Origin of the sequence: Methylobacterium sp. J-092, assembly GCF_022829325.1 — a bacterium.
Lineage (GTDB): Bacteria > Pseudomonadota > Alphaproteobacteria > Rhizobiales > Beijerinckiaceae > Methylobacterium.
Map to the genome: position 1 here is coordinate 38,187 of NZ_JAKSXU010000108.1, position 18,434 is coordinate 56,620.

Annotated in this window: 15 protein-coding genes; 6 read left to right on the plus strand and 9 right to left on the minus strand. The window is 71.6% G+C overall.

Annotation, left to right across the window (positions count from 1 at the left end):
* Nucleotides 1-162 precede the first annotated feature (162 nt).
* From MKK60_RS11930 to MKK60_RS11945, 4 genes are all read left to right on the plus strand, one after another.
* On the plus strand, nucleotides 163-960 hold the full coding sequence (locus MKK60_RS11930) for a Crp/Fnr family transcriptional regulator (protein ID WP_243985992.1): 798 nt from the start codon (nucleotides 163-165) through the stop codon (nucleotides 958-960).
* Between the two features lie 63 nt (nucleotides 961-1,023).
* On the plus strand, nucleotides 1,024-3,849 hold the full coding sequence (locus MKK60_RS11935) for a PAS domain-containing protein (protein ID WP_243986001.1): 2,826 nt from the start codon (nucleotides 1,024-1,026) through the stop codon (nucleotides 3,847-3,849).
* Between the two features lie 84 nt (nucleotides 3,850-3,933).
* Nucleotides 3,934-4,461 carry a GNAT family N-acetyltransferase gene (locus tag MKK60_RS11940; protein WP_147727647.1) on the plus strand — a complete coding sequence of 176 codons (528 nt, stop codon included), beginning with the start codon at nucleotides 3,934-3,936 and terminating at the stop codon, nucleotides 4,459-4,461.
* Between the two features lie 156 nt (nucleotides 4,462-4,617).
* Nucleotides 4,618-6,036: a sulfatase-like hydrolase/transferase gene (locus tag MKK60_RS11945; protein WP_243986005.1), complete on the plus strand. Its 1,419-nt coding sequence runs from the start codon at nucleotides 4,618-4,620 to the stop codon at nucleotides 6,034-6,036.
* A 27-nt stretch (nucleotides 6,037-6,063) separates the two neighbouring features.
* On the opposite strand, the gene MKK60_RS11950 is transcribed toward MKK60_RS11945, so the two are convergent.
* The 5 genes from MKK60_RS11950 to MKK60_RS11970 all read right to left on the minus strand — a co-directional run bounded on the left by MKK60_RS11950 (nucleotide 6,064) and on the right by MKK60_RS11970 (nucleotide 11,051).
* A complete protein-coding gene (locus tag MKK60_RS11950) occupies nucleotides 6,064-7,368 on the minus strand; it encodes an MFS transporter (protein ID WP_243986007.1) in 1,305 nt (434 codons plus the stop codon).
* 123 nt (nucleotides 7,369-7,491) lie between these two features.
* Nucleotides 7,492-8,940, minus strand: a complete 1,449-nt coding sequence (trmFO, locus tag MKK60_RS11955; RefSeq protein ID WP_147860005.1) for a methylenetetrahydrofolate--tRNA-(uracil(54)-C(5))-methyltransferase (FADH(2)-oxidizing) TrmFO — start codon at nucleotides 8,938-8,940, stop codon at nucleotides 7,492-7,494.
* Between the two features lie 103 nt (nucleotides 8,941-9,043).
* A complete protein-coding gene (locus MKK60_RS11960; RefSeq protein WP_147727651.1) occupies nucleotides 9,044-9,190 on the minus strand; it encodes a DUF1127 domain-containing protein in 147 nt (48 codons plus the stop codon).
* Nucleotides 9,191-9,613: 423 nt separating this feature from the next.
* Complete coding sequence (locus MKK60_RS11965; RefSeq protein ID WP_243933182.1) at nucleotides 9,614-9,916, minus strand: GCG_CRPN prefix-to-repeats domain-containing protein; 303 nt, start codon at nucleotides 9,914-9,916, stop codon at nucleotides 9,614-9,616.
* 160 nt (nucleotides 9,917-10,076) lie between these two features.
* Nucleotides 10,077-11,051, minus strand: a complete 975-nt coding sequence (locus tag MKK60_RS11970; protein WP_147727653.1) for a S1C family serine protease — start codon at nucleotides 11,049-11,051, stop codon at nucleotides 10,077-10,079.
* Nucleotides 11,052-11,444: 393 nt separating this feature from the next.
* Here MKK60_RS11970 and MKK60_RS11975 point away from each other — a divergent pair, with 393 nt between their 5' ends.
* Together MKK60_RS11975 and MKK60_RS11980 are read left to right on the plus strand one after the other, a co-directional pair.
* A complete protein-coding gene (locus MKK60_RS11975) occupies nucleotides 11,445-11,996 on the plus strand; it encodes a sigma-70 family RNA polymerase sigma factor (protein ID WP_147729996.1) in 552 nt (183 codons plus the stop codon).
* Nucleotides 11,993-12,742 carry an anti-sigma factor domain-containing protein gene (locus tag MKK60_RS11980; RefSeq protein ID WP_405043022.1) on the plus strand — a complete coding sequence of 250 codons (750 nt, stop codon included), beginning with the start codon at nucleotides 11,993-11,995 and terminating at the stop codon, nucleotides 12,740-12,742. The genes MKK60_RS11975 and MKK60_RS11980 overlap by 4 nt, the downstream gene beginning before the upstream one ends.
* 127 nt (nucleotides 12,743-12,869) lie before the next feature.
* On the opposite strand, the gene MKK60_RS11985 is transcribed toward MKK60_RS11980, so the two are convergent.
* The 4 genes from MKK60_RS11985 to uvrA form a co-directional block, all read right to left on the minus strand.
* Nucleotides 12,870-13,430: a fasciclin domain-containing protein gene (locus MKK60_RS11985; RefSeq protein WP_147729405.1), complete on the minus strand. Its 561-nt coding sequence runs from the start codon at nucleotides 13,428-13,430 to the stop codon at nucleotides 12,870-12,872.
* 219 nt (nucleotides 13,431-13,649) lie between these two features.
* The gene (locus tag MKK60_RS11990) at nucleotides 13,650-14,609 is read right to left on the minus strand and encodes a transporter (protein ID WP_147729404.1); all 960 of its coding nucleotides are present in this window, start codon (nucleotides 14,607-14,609) and stop codon (nucleotides 13,650-13,652) included.
* Nucleotides 14,610-14,827: 218 nt separating this feature from the next.
* On the minus strand, nucleotides 14,828-14,977 hold the full coding sequence (locus MKK60_RS11995; RefSeq protein WP_243948827.1) for a hypothetical protein: 150 nt from the start codon (nucleotides 14,975-14,977) through the stop codon (nucleotides 14,828-14,830).
* Between the two features lie 184 nt (nucleotides 14,978-15,161).
* Complete coding sequence (gene uvrA, locus MKK60_RS12000; protein ID WP_243986015.1) at nucleotides 15,162-18,266, minus strand: excinuclease ABC subunit UvrA; 3,105 nt, start codon at nucleotides 18,264-18,266, stop codon at nucleotides 15,162-15,164.
* Between the last annotated feature and the right edge of the window lie 168 nt (nucleotides 18,267-18,434).

Here is an 18,434-nt window from a genome sequence, read left to right on the forward strand (position 1 = left end):
CCCCTCTGAAAGCGCTTCCCGCCGACGCGCGATCGCGCCGGCGCAGCCGCGCGCAAATGTCGAAAAATCATCGAATTCGCGCATCTTCTGTCCACTAATGGACGGACTGCGGCCGGGTCGCTCCTGTAGGTTGTGACGATCCGCCCTCCACCGTCGAATCGCATGTCGGTCGCGTCTTCCTCCCCGTTCGACGGCAACCGCCTGCTCGAGAGCCTGCGCGGCGCCGACCGCGCCCTGCTGGCGCCGCATCTCGAGCCGGCCGCCTACGAGAAGCGCGACGTGCTCTTCGCCACCGGCGCCGAGGTCGGCGCGATCACGTTTCCCTGCCGGCAGACGGTCGTGACCCTGCTGATCGCGATGCAGGACGGCCGCAGCGCCGAGACCGCCACGATCGGCTGCGAGGGCGCCGTCGGCGGCGCGGTCAGCGACGGCCGGGTTCCCGCCTCCACCAGCGCGGTCGTGCAGGTCGGCGGACCGGCCCTGCGCCTGGATGCGGCGCGCCTGCAGGAGGCCAAGCGCCGCTCGGCGAGCCTGCGCGCCCTGTTCACCCGCTACGCCGACTGCCTGCTGGCGCAGGTGCTGCAATCGGTGGCCTGCAACGCCCTGCACCCGATCGAGGCGCGCTGCCTGCGCTGGCTGCTGACCCTCCAGGACCGGATCGACGGCGACGTGCTGCCCGTGACCCATGAGCAGCTCGCCGCGATGCTCGGGGTCCAGCGCACCTATCTCACCCGCATCCTCAGCACGCTGCAGGCGCAGGGCCTGCTGCGCGTCGGGCGCGGCCGCATCACGATCCTCGACCGCACCGCGATGGTGGACGCCGCCTGCGAGTGCCACGGCGTCGTCCGCCGCCACTACGACACCGTGCTCGGCAGCATCCACGCCGTCGGCGGCGCGTCGGAGCGCGCGGCGGCGACCGACCGCGACGAGGGCGGAAGGAGGCGGGATGCGGCGCGCTGAACCCCGCTTCCCCATCCCACGGCCCGAGGCCGCCGCGGCGTGCGGATCGCCGCGGACGCCGCGGTGAGCGCCCCGTCCACCCTTCCCGACCGACCGGTGCGGGCCGCGCCCCGCGCAGATTCCGGAGCGCATCCGGCCAAGACCGGCTTCGACGACACCGTGCTGCTCGCGCGTGCGCTCCTCGGTGCGCCGGCCTCCTTCCTCGGCCTCGTCGACGGCGACGGCTTGGCGGTGGCGGCACGCCTCGGGATCGCCGCGCCCGACGGGCGGGCGCTGGCACGGCTGCTCTCGCGAGGGGGGCTCGATCGGGGCGGAGGCGTCCGCCAGGGACAAGTCCTCCCCCACGGCGACATCTTCCGAGACGACCTCTGCGTCCTGCCCGACCTCCGCGTCCTCGCCGACCGGGGCGCGGGGCCCGGTGGAGGCGCGCTGCCGTTCGGCTTCCTCGCGGCGCTCCGCCTCGTCTCGCGCGACGGCGTCCCGCTCGGGACGCTCTGCGTCCTCGACACCCTGCCGCGCGCCGGCCTCGCGCCCGGCCAGGAGGCGGCCTTCCGGGCGCTCGGGCGCCGCACGGTCGGCCTGCTGGAGAGCCGCGCCGCCCTCGACCGTCGGGAGGCGCGCCTCGCCCGGCAGCGCCAAGCCCTCGCGGCGCGCGCCGCCACCACCGTCCGCCTCGGCGAGAGCGCGCTGCTGATGCGGCTGGCGATCGAGGCGACCGAGATCGGGATCTGGGACTACGACCCGCTCGCCGACCGCCTCGATTGCGATGCCCACGCCCGCCGGCTGCTCGGGCTCGACGCGGCACAGCCGGCGAACCTGGCGCGGACCTTCCTGCGGGCGATCCACCCGGACGACCGGATGCGGGCCGCCGCCGACCTGCGCACCGCCCTCGACCCGGAGGGCGACGGGCGGTTCGGCGGCGACTACCGGCTGGCGCGGCCCGACGATGCGCCCTTCTGGGTCGCGATCTGCGGCCGTCCGGTGCTCGCCGGCGGCCGGGCCAACCGGATCGTCGGGAGCGTCCGGGACGTCACCGCGCGCAAGGTCGCAGACCTCGCCTCGGAGGCCGTCCGCGAGCGCTACCGCCTGATCGCGCGGGCGACCAGCGACGCGATCCGCGACTGGGATCTCGTCGCCGACACGGTCACGTGGAACGAGGCGCTCCAGACCGCCTACGGCTGGGCTCCGGACGGCGAGGCCGCCACCGGGGCATGGTGGCTGGCGCAGGTCCACCCGGCCGACCGCGACCGGGTCGAGGCGGCGCTCGGCACCGCGATCCGGGGCGGGAGCGACGCCTGGAGCCTCGAATACCGCTTCCTGCGCGCCGACGGACGCCACGCCGACGTGCTCGACCGCGGCTACGTGATCCGCGACGCGGACGGCACGCCGGTGCGCATGGTCGGCGCGATGCTCGACCTGAGCGAGCGCAACCGCGCCGAGGCCGATGTCCGCGCGATCTTCGAGGGCGCCAACGTCGGCATCGTCCAGCTCGATCCGCACAGCCTGGAGGTGCTGAGCGTCAACGCCAAGCTCTGCGCCATCTGGGGCGCGCCGGCCGCCGCCATCGTCGGCCGGTCGGTGGCGCTGTGGACCCCGCAGGAGGATGCGGCCGAGCGCGACACCCTGCACCGGCGCCTCGCCGCCGGCGAGGTCCTGCGCGAGACCCTGGAGAAGCGCTACCGCCGTGCCGACGGCCGCATCATCTGGGCCCGGGTCAACCTCGTGTCGCAGGCGCTGGGCGACCGGCTCCAGACCACCGCGATGATCGAGGACATCACGCTGGAGCGCACCACCGAAGCGCGCCACCGTGCGCTCATCGCGCTGGGCGACGCGCTGCGCGACGCCTCGGGCCGGACCGAGGCGATCGGTGCCGCCGCCGCGATCCTCGGCGCGACGCTTCCGGCGACGCGGGCGGGCTACGGCGCCGTCGATGTCGCGGGCGGCGTGTTCCAGGTCGAGGCCGCCTGGACCGCGGCGGACGCCGACCCGGCCGGCCCTCCGCCGCCCTGCCCGCTCGCCGCCTTCCCCGAGACCCTGGCGCGCCTGGCCTCGGGCCTGCCGCAGGCGATCCCCGATATCGCCGATCCGGCGCTGACCGGCGATGCCGCGGCCTATGCCGGCATGGGCGCGCGGGCCGCGATCAACGTCCCGCTGACGCGGCTCGGCCGGCTCGCCGGGGTGCTGTTCGTCCACGACCGCGCGCCGCGCGCCTGGGCCGCCGGCGAGATCGCCTTCGTGCGCGAGGTCGCCGAGCGGCTCTGGGGCACGCTCGGGCGCATCCAGGCCGAGGACCAGCAGGCGCTCCGTAACCGCGAGCTCAGCCACCGCCTCAAGAACACCCTCGCGATGGTCCAGGCCATCGCGTCGCAGACCCTGCGCAACGCCCCCGATTTCGAGAGCGCCAAGGAGGCGCTCGCCGCCCGGCTGATCGCCCTGGGCAAGGCGCACGACATCCTCCTGACGGGCGCGCGCGAGAGCGCCGGCATCGCCGCGGTGATCGCCGGGGCGCTGGCGATCCACGACGACGGCCAGGCCGGGCGCCTCGCCCTCGACGGGCCGGAGATCGAGGTCGGCCCGAAGGCGGCGCTGTCGCTGGCGCTGATGATGCACGAGCTCGCCACCAACGCGGCCAAGTACGGCGCGCTCTCGGTGCCCGGCGGCCGCGTGGCCGTGACGTGGTCGCTCGATGCCGACGCCATGGTGCGGATGCTGTGGACCGAGCGCGGCGGTCCCAAGGTCGCGCCGCCGACGCGGAAGGGCTTCGGGTCGCGGCTGATCGAGCGCGGGCTCGCGGGCGCGGTCGGGGGCGCGGTCGGCCTCGCCTACGAGCCCGACGGGGTCGTCTGCCGCGTCGAGGCGCCGCTGTCGGGCTTCCAGGCCGTGGAGTAGGCCGCGCCCGGGTCGGCGCGGGATGAGACCGCCCCGCCAAAGCGTCTCTTACGGTATCCGTCGTCCGATCCCACATCCTCCGAGATGTTCTTCCGCCGCGCCCGAAGCGACAGCTTGTGCGACCTGCCCGGTCTGGAGACCGCGCGACTGTCGATCGACGTGCTGATTCCGGGCGATGCGGAGGCGCTGCGGAGCCTCACCGACGACCCGGCGATCACCGGCGCCGTCGATTTCCTGCCCGCGCCCTTCACGCTCGAGGATGCCCGCAGGCTCATCGCCTCGGGACGCCGCCGCGAGGACCGGTTCTTCGGCGCCCGGACGCGCGAGGGCCGAACCCTGGTCGGGGTGGTCGGGACGCACCTGCGCGGAACCGAGGCGGTCGAGATCGGCTACTGGGTCGGCGGCGCCGCCCGGGGGCGCGGCCTCGCCACGGAAGCGGTGTCGGGCATCCTGGGATCGCTGTCGCTGCGCTTTCCGGCCCGCACGATCGTTGCCGAGTGCCGTCCCGGCAACGTCGCCTCCTGGGGGCTCCTGACCAAGCTCGGGTTCCGCGACACCGGCGAGGAGGGGCACCGCCCGGGCCGGCGGCTGATGGCGCGGCGGGCGATCTGAGGAGGGCTCGCGCGTTCCGACGCCCGCCCGCCAGACCTCGGCAAGGCGGGAACGATTTCGATCGTCTGGGCAAATTTACCGGGTTCACGTGCAGATTAGGACCATGATAACCGATCTATAGGAACATGCTCCACGGACTTGAGGTGGGGCGCGGGCATGGACAGCGCGGAAAACGGCTTCGTCGACGCGCGCGAAACCGTGCGCGAACGCGTCGGCGGCTGGGCGGTCCGCCGTCGCATCGCGCAGGCCGGGCCGACCCTGCTTCTCGTCGTCGGCGCCCTGCTCCTGCCGAACGCGCTGGCCATCCTGGCAAGCCTCTGGATCGGCATTCCGGCACGATCCGCTCCGATCGCGGCCTACGTCGTCGTGATCCTGGTCGGCATCCGGCTGCCGCCCCTTGCCGTGGTGCCGCTCTACCTCACGGTCGTGGCCTTCGACCTGCTGATGATCGTCTCGGAGATCTTTTTCCTCGACATCGGATCCATCCATCACAACCTCGATGCCCTGACGCATGTCCGGTTGCTGAGCTCGCCGCTCTATGCGGGGCTCACGGCGGCCCTGACGACATTCGTCGCGGCCGGCCTGTGGTTCCTCGTGCGCTACAGGGCACCCATGGTCCGAGGCAACAGGATCGTCCTCGCCCTGGCGGTGTCGGGATTCCTGTTCGCCGACATCGCGATCAACAGCTCGGCCAGCCTTTCTCTCGGCCCGGCCGCCGCCATCGGTCAGCCCTTCCAATCCGCGGTCCAGGCGTCGGGCTTCGCCGCCCTGACGGCGCCGTCGCCGCAGAAGCCGAACGTCCTTCTCGTGCTCGTCGAGAGCCTGGGCGTCCTGCGCGACCCGCGCCAGAGGGAGGTGCTGTTCTCCGCCTTCGACGACGCGGCCTTGAGGGAGGCCTTCAGCATCACGACCGGCACGACGAGCTTCTTCGGGGCGACCTCGTACGGGGAGATGCGCGAGCTCTGCCATTCGCGCTCGGCCTACACCGTTCTCCTCGACGGGCACGGACCGACCTGCCTTCCGGCCCAGCTCGCCGCGCGAGGCTACCGCACCGTCTCGGTCCACGGGTTCACGAGCGCCTTCTACGATCGGTCGTCCTGGTACCCGAAGGTGGGCTTCGTCCGAAGCGTGTTCCAGGACACTGCGACCACGGCCTACACGCGGCACTGCGGCGGCGCGTTCGTCGGCCCCTGCGACGTCGACATCGCCGAAACCATCGACGACCGGCTGTCGAAGGCGACGCAGCCGCTGTTCGTGTACTGGGTCACGCTCAATTCCCATGTCCCGGTCAGGCCCGGGGAGGCGACGCCGCGCCACGACTGCAAGACCGGTGGGCCCTTCGGCGATCCGGAGGTCTGCGCGATGGCCGAGATCTGGGAGGACCTGTTCGCGGCGGTCTCGCGTCTCGCGATCCGCAATCCGGGTACGGAGATCCTCCTGGTCGGCGATCATGCCCCCCCGCTCTGGCGCCGGGCGGCCCGCGTCCGCTTCGAGCCGGACCGGGTTCCCTGGATCCGGCTCGCGCCGCGCCATCCGGCCACGCCCGTCCTGTACCGGACGGCATCCCCGCAATAGCTTCCGACCGGCGGATCGCCGCGCGGCTCACCGGGCCGCGGCGGGCATCCCGGCCGGCATCGCCCCGCGCCCGCGATAGATCACCAGCGTCGCGACCAGTCCCAGGGCGCCGCCGAGCGACATCCACAGGCCGGGCGCGGCCTTGTCGCCGGTCGCCGCGATTAGCCACGTGGCGACGAGCGGCGTCATGCCGCCGAACAGGGCGGTCGCCAGCGAGTAGGCGAGCGAGAAGCCGGCGGTGCGGACCTCGACCGGAACGACCTCGGTCAGCGCCACCACCATCGCGCCGTTGTAGCTGCCGTAGAGGAACGAGAACCACAGCAGCACGGCGAGCATCGCCCCGAAGCTGATGTGACCCACGAGCCAGGTCAGCGCCGGGTAGGCGGTGAGCAGGGTCAGCGCCGAGAACGCGATCAGGAGCGGCTTGCGGCCGATCCGGTCGGACAGCGCCCCCATCACCGGGAGCCAGAACAGGTTCGAGACCGCGACGCAGAAGGTCACGAGCAGGCTGTCGGTGTCGGTGAGCTTGAGGACGCTCTTGCCGAAGGTCGGCGTGTAGACGGTGATCGTGTAGAACGCGATCGTGGTCATCGCGACCATCAGCATGCCGAGCAGCACGATCCGCCAGTTCGTCGCGAGCGTCCGGAAGATCTCGGCCGCCTCCGGCCGATGCTTGCGCTCGGCGAAGGCCTTGGTCTCCTCCAGCGAGTTGCGGATGTAGAACAGGAACGGCACCAGCGCGCAGCCGATGAGGAACGGCACCCGCCAGCCCCATTCCGACATCTCCTCCGGCACCAGCGCGTGGCTCAGCCCGTAGCCGATCGCGGCGGCGGCCATGATCGCCACCTGCTGGCTGCCCGATTGCCAGGACACGTAGAAGCCCTTGCGGCCGGGCGTCGCCATCTCCGACAGGTAGACCGAGACGCCGCCGAGCTCGACGCCCGCCGAGAAGCCCTGGAGCAGCCGGCCGATCAGGACGAGGGCCGGGGCGAGCAGGCCGATGGTGGCGTAGGCCGGCACGAAGGCGATCAGCACCGTGCCGGCGGCCATGATCGCCAGGGTGGTGATCAGCCCCTTGCGGCGCCCCACCCGGTCGACGTAGGCGCCGAGCAGCACGGCGCCGAGCGGCCGCATCAGGAAGCCGGCACCGAACGTCATGAAGGTCAGCATCAGGGAGGCGAACTCGTCGCCGGCCGGGAAGAACGCCTTCGCGATGTGGGTCGCGTAGAAGCCGAACAGGAAGAAGTCGAACATCTCCAGGAAGTTGCCGCTGGTGACGCGGAGCACCGCCCCGACCGTCGACCCGGAGGATTTTTCGTAAGGTCCCGCCACGGCTGCGCCTCGTCCCGCGATCCGGCCTGCGCCGTCCGCGCCACTGTTCGCCGGGACGGGCGCGGGCTCAAGTCGCGATGTCGCCGATCGGGGGACTTTTTCGCGCGCTTGAACGTGGGGGCGCTACTCGGCCGCCGCGGCCTGGGGCGTCGTGCCGGCGATCCAGGCCGACAGGTCGGCGCGCGCCCGGTCGGTCAGGGCTTGGCGCTTGAGCATCGCCTTCTCCGGCCCGCGCAGGCGCTTGCCGGTCTCGTTGCGCGGCATCGCGGCGAGCGGCGGGAACAGGCCGAAATTGACGTTCATCGGCTGGAACGAGCGCGGCTTGCCCGGCTCCTTGGCCGTCTCCTCGGGCGCGTCGTCGAGGATGTGGCCGCCGGTGATGTGGGCGATCAGCGCGCCGAGCGCGGTCGTCTGCGGCAGGGGCTCGAGCGCCCCGCCCCGGCTCTCCGCCACCGCGAAGCGCCCGGCCATCAGGCCGATCGCCGCGCTCTCGACATAGCCTTCGCAGCCGGTGATCTGGCCGGCGAAGCGCAGCGACGGGCGCACCTTCAGGCGCAGGGTCGCGTCGAGCAGGCGCGGGCTGTCGAGGTAGGTGTTGCGGTGGAGGCCGCCGAGGCGGGCGAACTCCGCGTTCTCGAGGCCGGGGATGGTGCGGAAGACGCGGACCTGCTCGGAATAGGTCAGCTTCGTCTGGAAGCCGACCATGTTGTAGAGCGTGCCGAGCGCGTTGTCCTGGCGCAGCTGCACGATCGCGCAGGCCTTCACCTGGGGATCGTGCGGGTTGGTGAGGCCGACGGGCTTCATCGGGCCGTGGCGCAGGGTCTCGGGGCCGCGCTCGGCCATCACCTCGATCGGCAGGCAGCCGTCGAAGTACGGCGTCGAGGCCTCCCACTCCTTGAAGCCGATCTTCTCGCCGCCGACGAGCGCCGCGATGAAGGCGTCGTACTGCGTTCGGTCCATCGGGCAGTTGATGTAGTCGGCCCCCGTGCCGCCGGGCCCGACCTTGTCGTAGCGCGACTGGAACCACGCCTTGCTCATGTCGATCGAGTCGCGGTGGACGATCGGGGCGATAGCGTCGAAGAAGGCGAGCGCGTCGGCACCGGTGATGGTGCGGATCGCCTCGGCGAGGGCGGGGGCGGTGAGCGGCCCGGTGGCGACGATGCACGGCCCCCAGCTCTCCGGCGGCAGCCCGGCGACCTCTTCCCGCACGATGGTGACGTTGGGATGCGCTTCGAGCGCGGCGGTGACGGCGGCGGAGAACCCCTCGCGGTCGACCGCGAGCGCGCCGCCGGCCGGGACCTGATGCCGGTCGGCCGCCCGCAGGATCAGCGATCCGAGCGTCCGCATCTCCTGGTGCAGGAGGCCGACGGCATTGCCGTTCGGGTCGTCGGAGCGGAAGGAGTTGGAGCAGACGAGCTCGGCGAGGCCCTCGCCGTGATGGGCCTCGGTGCCGCGCACCGGCCGCATCTCGTGCAGCACCGCGTGGTGGCCGGCTTCGGCGATCTGCCAGGCGGCTTCCGAGCCTGCGAGGCCGCCGCCGACGATGTGGATGGGCGCGCTTGCTTGGGACATGCCCCTGCAGATACCGGAACGAGCCGGCCCGAGGCAACGGGCCGGCGCACGTCCGGGAGCTTCAGCCGCGGGCGATGGGGGTTCAGCCGCGGGCGATGGCGGTTCAGCCGCGGGCGATGCCCTGGATCTCGAAGCGGTTGATGCCGAGGTCGGCGAGGTCGCGGTCGGACAGGCGCGACAGCTCGGTGATGGTCTCACGGTAACGGAGATAGGCGCGGAAACGGTTGAGGACGCTACGGGCGGCGGACATGACATTGACCTTTGTTCAGGCAGGCGGTGACGACCGCTTGGGCACCGCCTGCCTCTTGTTGGTGCAATGCACTTATAAGCTTGCTGCGCCGCAGCGGCAGGCCGACATTCGTTAGCCAGCCATGCGAGCCCGGCATGCAGCGCACAACGATTTGGCAAGGTTTTGGAAAGCCTGTTTTCGAGGCCTTCGCGCGCCCCGGATCGCGTTCGCAGTTCAGGAGGCCAACGGCGTCCGATCGGCTTGGGCAACGTGCAAGCGATGACCTTGCGTCGTCTGCGCGCCGGCACCGTCGCGCATCGATCCGATCGCCGAACACTGTGGATCCGCGTGCGGCATCGTGCATATGACAACGCCGCATCGGCCGAAAGGCGCGATGCGGCGTTGTCATATGCGCGGGGCCCGGCCCGACGGCCGGGCCCGGTCTCAGTAGAACGGGCGCGGCCCGTAATAGGCCGGGCGGCCGTAGAACGGGCGCGGCGGGCCGTAGGCGTAGGGGCCGTAGACCGGCCGCCGCCAGTACGGGCGCGGGCCCCAGTTCGGCCGGCACACGCCCCACGGATTGGGATGGAAGCCGGGGCCGCAGCCGCCGGCGACGGTCTCGATCAGGGCGCCGCCGGGCAGCGGCGCCAGCGGCATGGCCTGGGCGGCGGGTGCGAGGAGCAGGGCTCCCGCCAGGCCGGCTGCCGTCGCCAGGCCGGCCCCACCAAAAGTCTTCACGTGCGTCATGACGCGATCTCCTTCGATGTCCGGCCAGGGAGGGAATGGCCGGGCAGCGAGAAAACTACGGCGTACCGGATGAATTTCCACTGACGGCCGTGTTGTGCTGCGTACAGCCAGGCTTCGGCCCGGGCGGGGCGGTCAGTGCAGAGGGGCGGTACAGGGACGGTCAGTGCAGGGGCGGGCTCATGAGGAAGCGCTCGCGGTCGCCCGAGACCAGGGTCGGCTTCAGGGCGCGGCCGTCGCGGCGGATCGTCAGCGGCACCCGCACGCCCGCTTCGCCCAGCGCCCAGACGCTGCGGAAGAAGTCGGCGAGATCCGCCACCGGCTCGCCCGCCACCGCCTCGATCACGTCGCCCGCGCGCAGGTCCGCCGCCTCGGCCGGGCCGTTGTCGGCGAGCCCCATCACCACGACGCCGTCCTCGCTCTCGGTGGCGTAGAGGCCGAGCCAGGGGCGGGCCGGACGGTTGGCGCGCCCGCGCGAGGTCAGGTCGTCGAGGATCGGCGGCAGCAGGTCGATCGGCACCACCATGTTGATCGCCCGCGGGCCCGACGTGCCGCCCTGCTGGAGCTGGAGCGAGCCGATCCCGAGGAGGTCGCCCTCCGGGCCGATCAGCGCGGTCCCGCCCCAGTTCGGATGCGAGGGGGCGGTGAACAGCGCCTCGTCCAGGACGTATTCCCAGTAGCCGGCGAATTCCTGCCGGGCGACGATCTGCGCGGCGACGCAGCGCTGGCGCCCGCCGGCGCCGGCCACCACCGCCCGGTCGCCGATCTTCAGGCTGCCGGAGGTGCCGAGCTTGAGCGCCGGCACGCCCAGCGGCCCGAGCGCCTGGACGAGGCCGAAGCCGGTGGCGGCATCGAACCCCATGACGTGGCCGGGCACGGAGCGGCCGTCGTTGGTGGTGAGCCACACGCTCTCCGCCTCGGTGACGAGGTATCCGATGGTGAGCACGAGGCCGTCCTCGCCGATGACCACGCCGTTGCCCGCCCGCTCGGTGCCGAGCGTCTCGGCGGTGAAGGCCTCGGCCGGCACGCGGGCGGAGAGCTGGACCATCGCCGTGAGGGCGCGGTCGAGGTCGTAGCCGTAATCGCCGGGCTTCGGCTGCGTCGAAGCCGGGATCTTCCAATCACCCTGCGAGGCCATGCCGCGTCGGTCCTTCGAGATGTCTGCGCTCCGGTAAGGTGCCGGAGGGTCGGTGGTCCGAGGGGCGCGAGCCGCGTGCCCCATCCGGGAGATAGGACGCGCCGACCGGTCGCGACACCCCGGCAGGGCGACGCGGCGGCGCGGCGCGAGAGGGCGGCGCGGCGCGAGGCCGTGCCGGCGAGCCGCAACGTCCGCGGGAAAGGTCGGTCCGAGCCATCGTCGCCCCGCATCGCCCCCGCGATGCATCCCTAGGGAGAACCGCAGCAATCGGGGCGCCGCGTCTTCTCATCACCGCAGAATGCGCTAACCCTTGCCGCAACGGTCCCGATCGTTCGCCTGTCCGGCGCGAGGACCTGCCGATGGGACGGGGGACGATCCTTGGGCGACCGATCCTTGGGCGACGACGCGACCCTGCAGCGGATCCTGCGCGCGATCGCCGGTGGCGACAAGGGCGCCCTGCGCTCGCTCTACGACCTGACATCACCGAAACTTTACGGGGTGATCCTGCGTATCCAGCGGGATCGGAGCGTGGCCGAGGATGTGCTTCAGGACGTCTATCTCCGCGTCTGGCAGGCGGCAGGCTCCTACGCTCCGGAATCCGGGCGGCCGATGACCTGGCTCTGCGCCATCGCGCGCAACCGGGCCATCGACGGGATCCGCCGCAAGGGCGAGGTCCAGGGACCGGTGCGCGAGGACGGCGAGGACTGGGTGGAACGTCTCATCGACCCGCACGACACCGAGGCGGCGATCGTCGGACGCGGCGCGCTCGCGGCCTGCCTCGCGCGCCTCGACGAGGCGCAGCGCGCCTGCGTCGTGCTCGCCTATTGCGAGGGCTGGTCGCGCGAGGAGCTGGCCCAGCACTACGACCGGCCCGTCAACACCATCAAGACCTGGCTGCACCGCTCGCTCGGCGCCCTCAAGGGCTGCCTGGAGGAGCAGGCGTGAGCGCCGGGCCCGAGACCGAGCGCGACCTGCGCGCCGCCGAGTACGTGCTCGGCTCGCTCTCGCCCGACGAGCGCGCGGCGTTCGAGCTGGAGCGCGTCGTCGATCCCGCCACCGCGCGCGCGGTGGCGGCGTGGGAGCGGCGGCTCGGGCCGCTGGCCCTCGCCGTTCCGGCCGAGATGCCGCCCGACCATGTCTGGCCCAGGATCGCCGGCGCGCTGACGGGGGCGGACGCGATCCCGGCCCCCGCGCCCCTGGCTTCCGCGCCCCCTGCCCCCGCGCCGACGGCCGCCAACGACGACCGCGCGATCCGCCTCGTCAGGCAGGTGCGGCGCTGGCGCCTCGTGGCGGCGGGGACGGGGCTGCTCGCGGCGGGGCTCGCGCTGTTCGTCGCGGTCGGCGGCCGGCGGGACGAGCCGGCGCCGGGCACGCGCTACCTCGCCGTGGTGCAGAGCGGCGGCGCGCTGCCCGCCCTCGTGCTGCGGATCGACACGGCGACGGGCACCGCCGAGGTGCGCCCGGTGGGCGCCGAGACCCCGTCCGGCAAGAGCCTCGAGCTCTGGTACATCGGCTCCGGGGCGTCCCCCAAGGCGATCGGCCTCGTCGGCGCCTCGGCGACCCGGATCGCCCTGCCGGCGGAGACCGCGGCGAGCGGGCTCATCGCCGTGACGGTGGAGCCGCCGGGCGGATCGCCGAACGGCGCCCCGACGGGGCCGGTGGTCTATTCCGGCACGCTGATCCGCGAGTGAGGCGGGCATCCGCGTGACCCGGCCCCGATGACCGAGGTCGGAACGAGGAACACCTCGGACCTCGCGGCCCGGGGTGTTCCTCGTCGTGCCGCGCGCCGGCGCCTCGGCCGGAGCGCGGCGGTCGCGATCAGGGCTGCAGCACGCCGTTGATGACGTGGATGACGCCGTTCGACTGCATCACGTTGGCGATGGTGACGGTGGCGGTGTTGCCCTTGGCATCGGTCACGTAGACCTTCTTGCCCTTGGACGTGACCACCAGGGGATCGCCCTCGACGGTCTTGAGCTGGGCCTCGCCGCCGCCCTTCTTGACCTCGGCCATCAGCTCCTTGGCGGTGTAGACGCCCGGGACGACGTGGTAGGTCAGGATCTTGGTGAGCGTGGCCTTGTTCTCGGGCTTCACCAGCGTCTCCACCGTGCCGGCCGGGAGGCGGGCGAAGGCGGCGTTGGTCGGGGCGAACACGGTGAACGGGCCCGGGCCCGACAGGGTGTCGACGAGGCCGGCGGCCTTCACCGCGGCCACGAGCGTGGTGTGATCCTTGGAGTTGACCGCGTTCTCGACGATCGTCTTGTTGGCATACATCGGCGCGCCGCCGACCATCGGGTTCTTGGCGAAGGCCGCGACCGGCGCGGCGCCGAGGGCGAGCGCGAGGGCGAAGGTGGCGAAGCGGGAGGCGTGATGCTGCGTCATGGGGTATCCTGACCGTTCGTAGGGCCCCGGTGCGCGGGGCTACGGGCGGCCTTACGGAGCCTCGCACGGAAAGGTTTCGGGCGGGATCGATTCCGGTCGCGCACCGGGCGCGGCGTCGTCCGAAACGTAGAAAAACCGCCCGGTCCTCGCGGACCGGGCGGTTTCTGCTTCGACCTCGGTCGGCGGCGGATCCTGCCGGACCCGCCGCGTCTCCCGGCCTCAGTACTTGCGCATCAGGGGCACCGGCGCGGCGGCGGCGGCCTGCGCCGTGTAGAGCGGCGCAATGATGCGGAACCAGCCGCGGGTCTCGTCGGCGAAGGCGCCGACGCCGCGATCGGCGACCGTACGCGTCACGAACACCTGAGCCTTGAACGCGCCGAAGTCGTAACCGACGAGGCCACCGGCCGCGAACGTGCCCTGACGCTGATAGGCCGCAAAGGCTGCGCCGCGGTTCCGGTTGATCGGAAGGTCGGTGAAGCCGTAGGCCACGGCGCCGATCTCGAACTTGCCGAAGGTCTTGGTCGCCGTCAGGTCGAGGTAGAGGCCGTCGGCGTTCACGATCGGGCCCAGTGCCGCAAACTGACCGCCGAAGCGGGCCGCGTCGTCGACGTAGAAGATGTGCGTCAGGGCCGCGGTCAGGTTGTAGCCGTCGCCGGTGTACGAGATCGCGCCGGTGTTGCGGATCGAGGTGGAGGCGTTCTGCGGCAGCACCGGGGTGCAGCCGGCGGTCAGCGTGCCGTTGCAGAGCGAGCCGCGGTCGCCGACGCCGATGTAGGCGCCGACGAGGTAGGCGGTGCTGATCTTGTTGCCGAGATCCCAGGCGAAGATGTTGCCGATGAAGGGGTTGTAGAAGTAGCTCTGGTCCTGGTTCGGGACGCCGGCCGCGTTGTTCGTGCCCACGAACACCGACGGGACCGCGATCACCGGCATGATGCTCGCGCCGAGGACCTTGAAGCCGGTCGACCAGACCAGGATCGGCACGTTGACGCCGACGTCCGGGCTGTTGCGCGCGTCGCCGCGGCCGGTGCTGAAGGTGTTGATCGCGTAGACGCCTTCCGGCAGCGGGCCGTAGGCGAGACCGACCTGCTCGCCGGGCTGCGTGGACGGCGTCGCCTGAACGCTGGTGTTCATGCCGACGGTGAGGGCGACCGCACCTGCGGCAAGCCAGGTCTTCATCATTTTCTCGTTCCTTCCCAAGGATTTCCGAACTTCGTCCCGCCGCCTCTGCACTACCTTGCCGGTCTGCCGTCTGCGCGGCTCCCGTGCGAGATGTGCCAAGCGCCCCCTACGAAGCCGGCCCGTGTCTCAACGCTGATAACTATTCTACAGAGCGCTTGGGAAAGACAGTGGAATGCCTCGGATCTGGACAGCGAGAGCCGAACCGTTGCCCAAATGCCTCAACCTTGCTGCGGTGCGGCGGCCGAGCGACGGTCGCAGAAATTGCATTCGGAGAAGCCGGATTCGGCAGAATAGCGCATCCGTTTCAGGCTCTTGTCGGGGGAAGCGTAGCGGGAGGATTCGGCAAGCCCGGCGGGACCGATCGCCATCCCGGGGGGACGTCCCGGCCCGCGCCGGCGGGCTCCGAAAGTCCCGATCGGACGGTCGGGCCGTGCCCGGACGGGCGGATCGGCCGCGAGACAGGCCGAATCGGACGCCGACGCGGCGCGACCGCTCGGCAGATCTTGCCGAGCGGATGTCCCCATCGCCGGGAGGCGGAAGGGCGCGGCGCGCCTACTCCGCGGCGGGCCGCGCCACCGCCGCCCGCGAAGCGGCCGGCTTCGCCGCGGGGCGGCGGGCGAGCACGTCGCGCAGGAAGCGCCCGGTATGGCTCGCCGTCGACGCGGCGATCTGCTCGGGCGTCCCCTGGGCGACGACCACGCCGCCGCCGTCGCCGCCCTCCGGGCCCATGTCGATCACCCAGTCGGCGGTCTTGATGACCTCGAGGTTGTGCTCGATCACCACCACCGTGTTGCCCTGGTCGACGAGCTCGTGGAGCACCTCCATCAGCTTGGCGACGTCGTGGAAGTGCAGGCCGGTGGTCGGCTCGTCGAGGATGTAGAGGGTGCGGCCGGTCGAGCGCTTCGACAGCTCCTTCGAGAGCTTGACCCGCTGCGCCTCGCCGCCCGACAGCGTCGTTGCCTGCTGCCCGACGCTGACGTAGTCGAGCCCGACGCGCTTGAGCGTCTCCATCTTCTCGCGGATCGTCGGCACCGCCTTGAACAGGTCGGCGGCCTCCTCGACGGTCATGTCGAGCACGTCGGCGATGGACTTGGCGCGGTACTTCACCTCCAGCGTCTCGCGGTCGTAGCGCTTGCCCTTGCACACGTCGCAGGTGACGTAGACGTCGGGCAGGAAGTGCATCTCGATCTTGATGACGCCGTCGCCCGAGCACGCCTCGCAGCGGCCGCCCCGGACGTTGAACGAGAACCGTCCCGGCTGGTAGCCGCGGGCCTTGGCCTCGGGCAGGCCGGCGAACCAGTCGCGGATCGGGGTGAAGGCGCCGGTATAGGTCGCCGGGTTCGAGCGCGGGGTCCGCCCGATCGGCGACTGGTCGATGTCGATGACCTTGTCGAGGTGCTCCAGCCCTTCGAGCCGGTCGAAGGGCGCCGGATGCTCCAGCGCGCCGTTCAGGCGCTTGGCCACCGCCTTGTAGAGCGTATCGATGATCAGCGTGGACTTGCCGCCGCCCGAGACGCCGGTGACGCAGGTGAAGGTGCCGAGCGGGATCTCGATGTCGACGTTCTTGAGGTTGTTGCCGCGGGCGCCGAACACCCCGAGCTTGCCCTTGCGCCCCTTCCGCCGCGCGGCCGGGGTCCGCACCGACTTCTCGCCGGTCAGGTACTTGGCGGTCAGCGAGTCGGGATGGGCCAGCACCTCCGCGGGCGTGCCCTGCGCGATGATCCGGCCGCCGTGGATGCCGGCGCCCGGCCCGACGTCGACCACGTAGTCGGCCTGGAGGATCGCGTCCTCGTCGTGCTCGACCACGATCACCGAGTTTCCGAGGTCGCGCAGGCGCTTCAGCGTGCCGAGCAGGCGCTCGTTGTCGCGCTGGTGCAGGCCGATCGACGGCTCGTCCAGCACGTAGAGCACGCCGGTGAGCCCCGAGCCGATCTGCGAGGCGAGGCGGATGCGCTGGCTCTCGCCGCCGGACAAGGTCCCCGAGCCGCGGGCCAGCGTCAGGTATTCGAGGCCGACGTCGACCAGGAACGACAGCCGGTCGCGGATCTCCTTCAGGATCCGCACCGCGATCTCGTTCTGCTTCTGCGTCAGCTTCTTCGGCAGCGCCGAGAACCAGCGGTGCGCCTCGCTGACCGAGAGCGCGGTGACCGCGCCGATATCCTCCATCGCGACCTTGACGGCGAGCGCCTCGATCTTCAGCCGCTTGCCGCCGCAGGCGGCGCACGGGGTCTCGCTCATGAAGCGCGAGATCTCGTCGCGCGCGGCGTCGCTCTCGGTCTCCTTGTAGCGGCGCTCGAGGTTGGGGATCACGCCCTCGAACGGCTTGTTGACGGCGTACTTGCGCATGCCGTCGTCGTAGTCGAAGCGGATCGACTGCTTGCCGGAGCCGTAGAGGATGATCGCGCGCGCCGCCTCGGGAAGCCGCGACCAGGCCAGGTCGGTCTTGAAGCCGTAATGCCGGGCGAGCGCGTCGAGCGTCTGCCCGTAATAGGGCGAGGTCGACTTCGCCCACGGGCCGATGGCGCCGCGCTTGAGGCTCAGGGCCTCGTCGGAGATCACCAGCTCGGCGTCGATCCGCATCTCGTGGCCGATGCCGCCGCAGGTCGGGCAGGCGCCGAACGGGTTGTTGAACGAGAACAGCCTGGGCTCGATCTCCGCGATGGTGAACCCCGAGACCGGGCAGGCGAAGCGCGACGAGAGGGTGATCTTCTCCCGGGTCTCGCCCTCCGGCACGTCGGCGAACTCGATGTCGGCGATGCCGTCGGCGAGCTCGAGCGCCGTCTCGAAGGAATCGGCGAGCCGGCTCGCGATGTCGGCCCGCACCACGATCCGGTCCACCACCACGTCGATGTCGTGCTTGAGCTTCTTGTCGAGCTTCGGCACGTCGTCGATCGGGTAGTACTCGCCGTCGATCCGCAGGCGCTGGAAGCCTTTCTTCTGGAACTCGGCGATCTCCTTGCGGTACTCGCCCTTGCGGCCGCGGACCACGGGCGCGAGCAGGTAGAGCCGGCTCTTCTCGGGCAGCGCCAGGACGCGGTCGACCATCTGCTGCACGGTCTGGCTCTCGATCGGCAGGCCGGTGGCCGGCGAGTACGGGATGCCGACGCGGGCCCAGAGCAGGCGCATGTAGTCGTAGATCTCGGTGACGGTCCCCACCGTGGAGCGCGGGTTCTTCGAGGTGGTCTTCTGCTCGATCGAGATCGCCGGCGAGAGCCCGTCGATCTGGTCGACGTCGGGCTTGGACATCATCTCCAGGAACTGGCGCGCATAGGCCGAGAGCGACTCGACGTAGCGGCGCTGGCCCTCGGCGTAGATCGTGTCGAAGGCGAGCGACGACTTGCCGGAGCCCGAGAGCCCGGTGAACACCACGAGCTTGTCGCGCGGGATCGTCAGGTCGACGTTCTTCAGGTTGTGCTCGCGGGCGCCGCGCACCGAGATCACCCGCCGGTCGCGCTCCGCCGGCGTCTCCCGGTCGAACAGGCGCTCGAGCTTCGCGTCGACACCGGCCTCGGCCTCGACCGCCCGCGCGGCCGGGCTCGCCTTCGCGGGCTTCCTGGCGGGCGGCGCTTTCGCGGCGGGCGTCTTGGCAGCAGGCGTCTTATCGGCAGCAGGCGTCTTGTTGCCAGCAGGCGTCTTGGCGGCGACGGCTTTGGCCATGGCGGGGGCGGTCTTTCGAGGCGTCGACACGGGCGGGATCCGGCGATCGCGAAAGCGACCGCCGCGCCGGGTCATGTCGTCCGTCCGAAGCCTTCGGCAAGGTGCGGCGGGCGGGACGCAGGCCCGGCATGCTCGCGTGTCTGCTAGAACGAAACGCGTACGTGGGCA

Bases quoted from the DNA above. Each gene is read 5' to 3' on its own strand.
- MKK60_RS11930 (WP_243985992.1), top strand. From the start codon at position 163: ATGTCGGTCGCGTCTTCCTCCCCGTTCGACGGCAACCGCCTGCTCGAG.
- MKK60_RS11940 (WP_147727647.1), top strand. From the start codon at position 3,934: ATGTTCTTCCGCCGCGCCCGAAGCGACAGCTTGTGCGACCTGCCCGGT.
- MKK60_RS11945 (WP_243986005.1), top strand. From the start codon at position 4,618: ATGGACAGCGCGGAAAACGGCTTCGTCGACGCGCGCGAAACCGTGCGC.
- trmFO (WP_147860005.1), bottom strand. From the start codon at position 8,940: ATGTCCCAAGCAAGCGCGCCCATCCACATCGTCGGCGGCGGCCTCGCA.
- MKK60_RS11960 (WP_147727651.1), bottom strand. From the start codon at position 9,190: ATGTCCGCCGCCCGTAGCGTCCTCAACCGTTTCCGCGCCTATCTCCGT.
- MKK60_RS11965 (WP_243933182.1), bottom strand. From the start codon at position 9,916: ATGACGCACGTGAAGACTTTTGGTGGGGCCGGCCTGGCGACGGCAGCC.
- MKK60_RS11970 (WP_147727653.1), bottom strand. From the start codon at position 11,051: ATGGCCTCGCAGGGTGATTGGAAGATCCCGGCTTCGACGCAGCCGAAG.
- MKK60_RS11985 (WP_147729405.1), bottom strand. From the start codon at position 13,430: ATGACGCAGCATCACGCCTCCCGCTTCGCCACCTTCGCCCTCGCGCTC.
- MKK60_RS11990 (WP_147729404.1), bottom strand. From the start codon at position 14,609: ATGATGAAGACCTGGCTTGCCGCAGGTGCGGTCGCCCTCACCGTCGGC.
- MKK60_RS11995 (WP_243948827.1), bottom strand. From the start codon at position 14,977: ATGGCGATCGGTCCCGCCGGGCTTGCCGAATCCTCCCGCTACGCTTCC.
- uvrA (WP_243986015.1), bottom strand. From the start codon at position 18,266: ATGGCCAAAGCCGTCGCCGCCAAGACGCCTGCTGGCAACAAGACGCCT.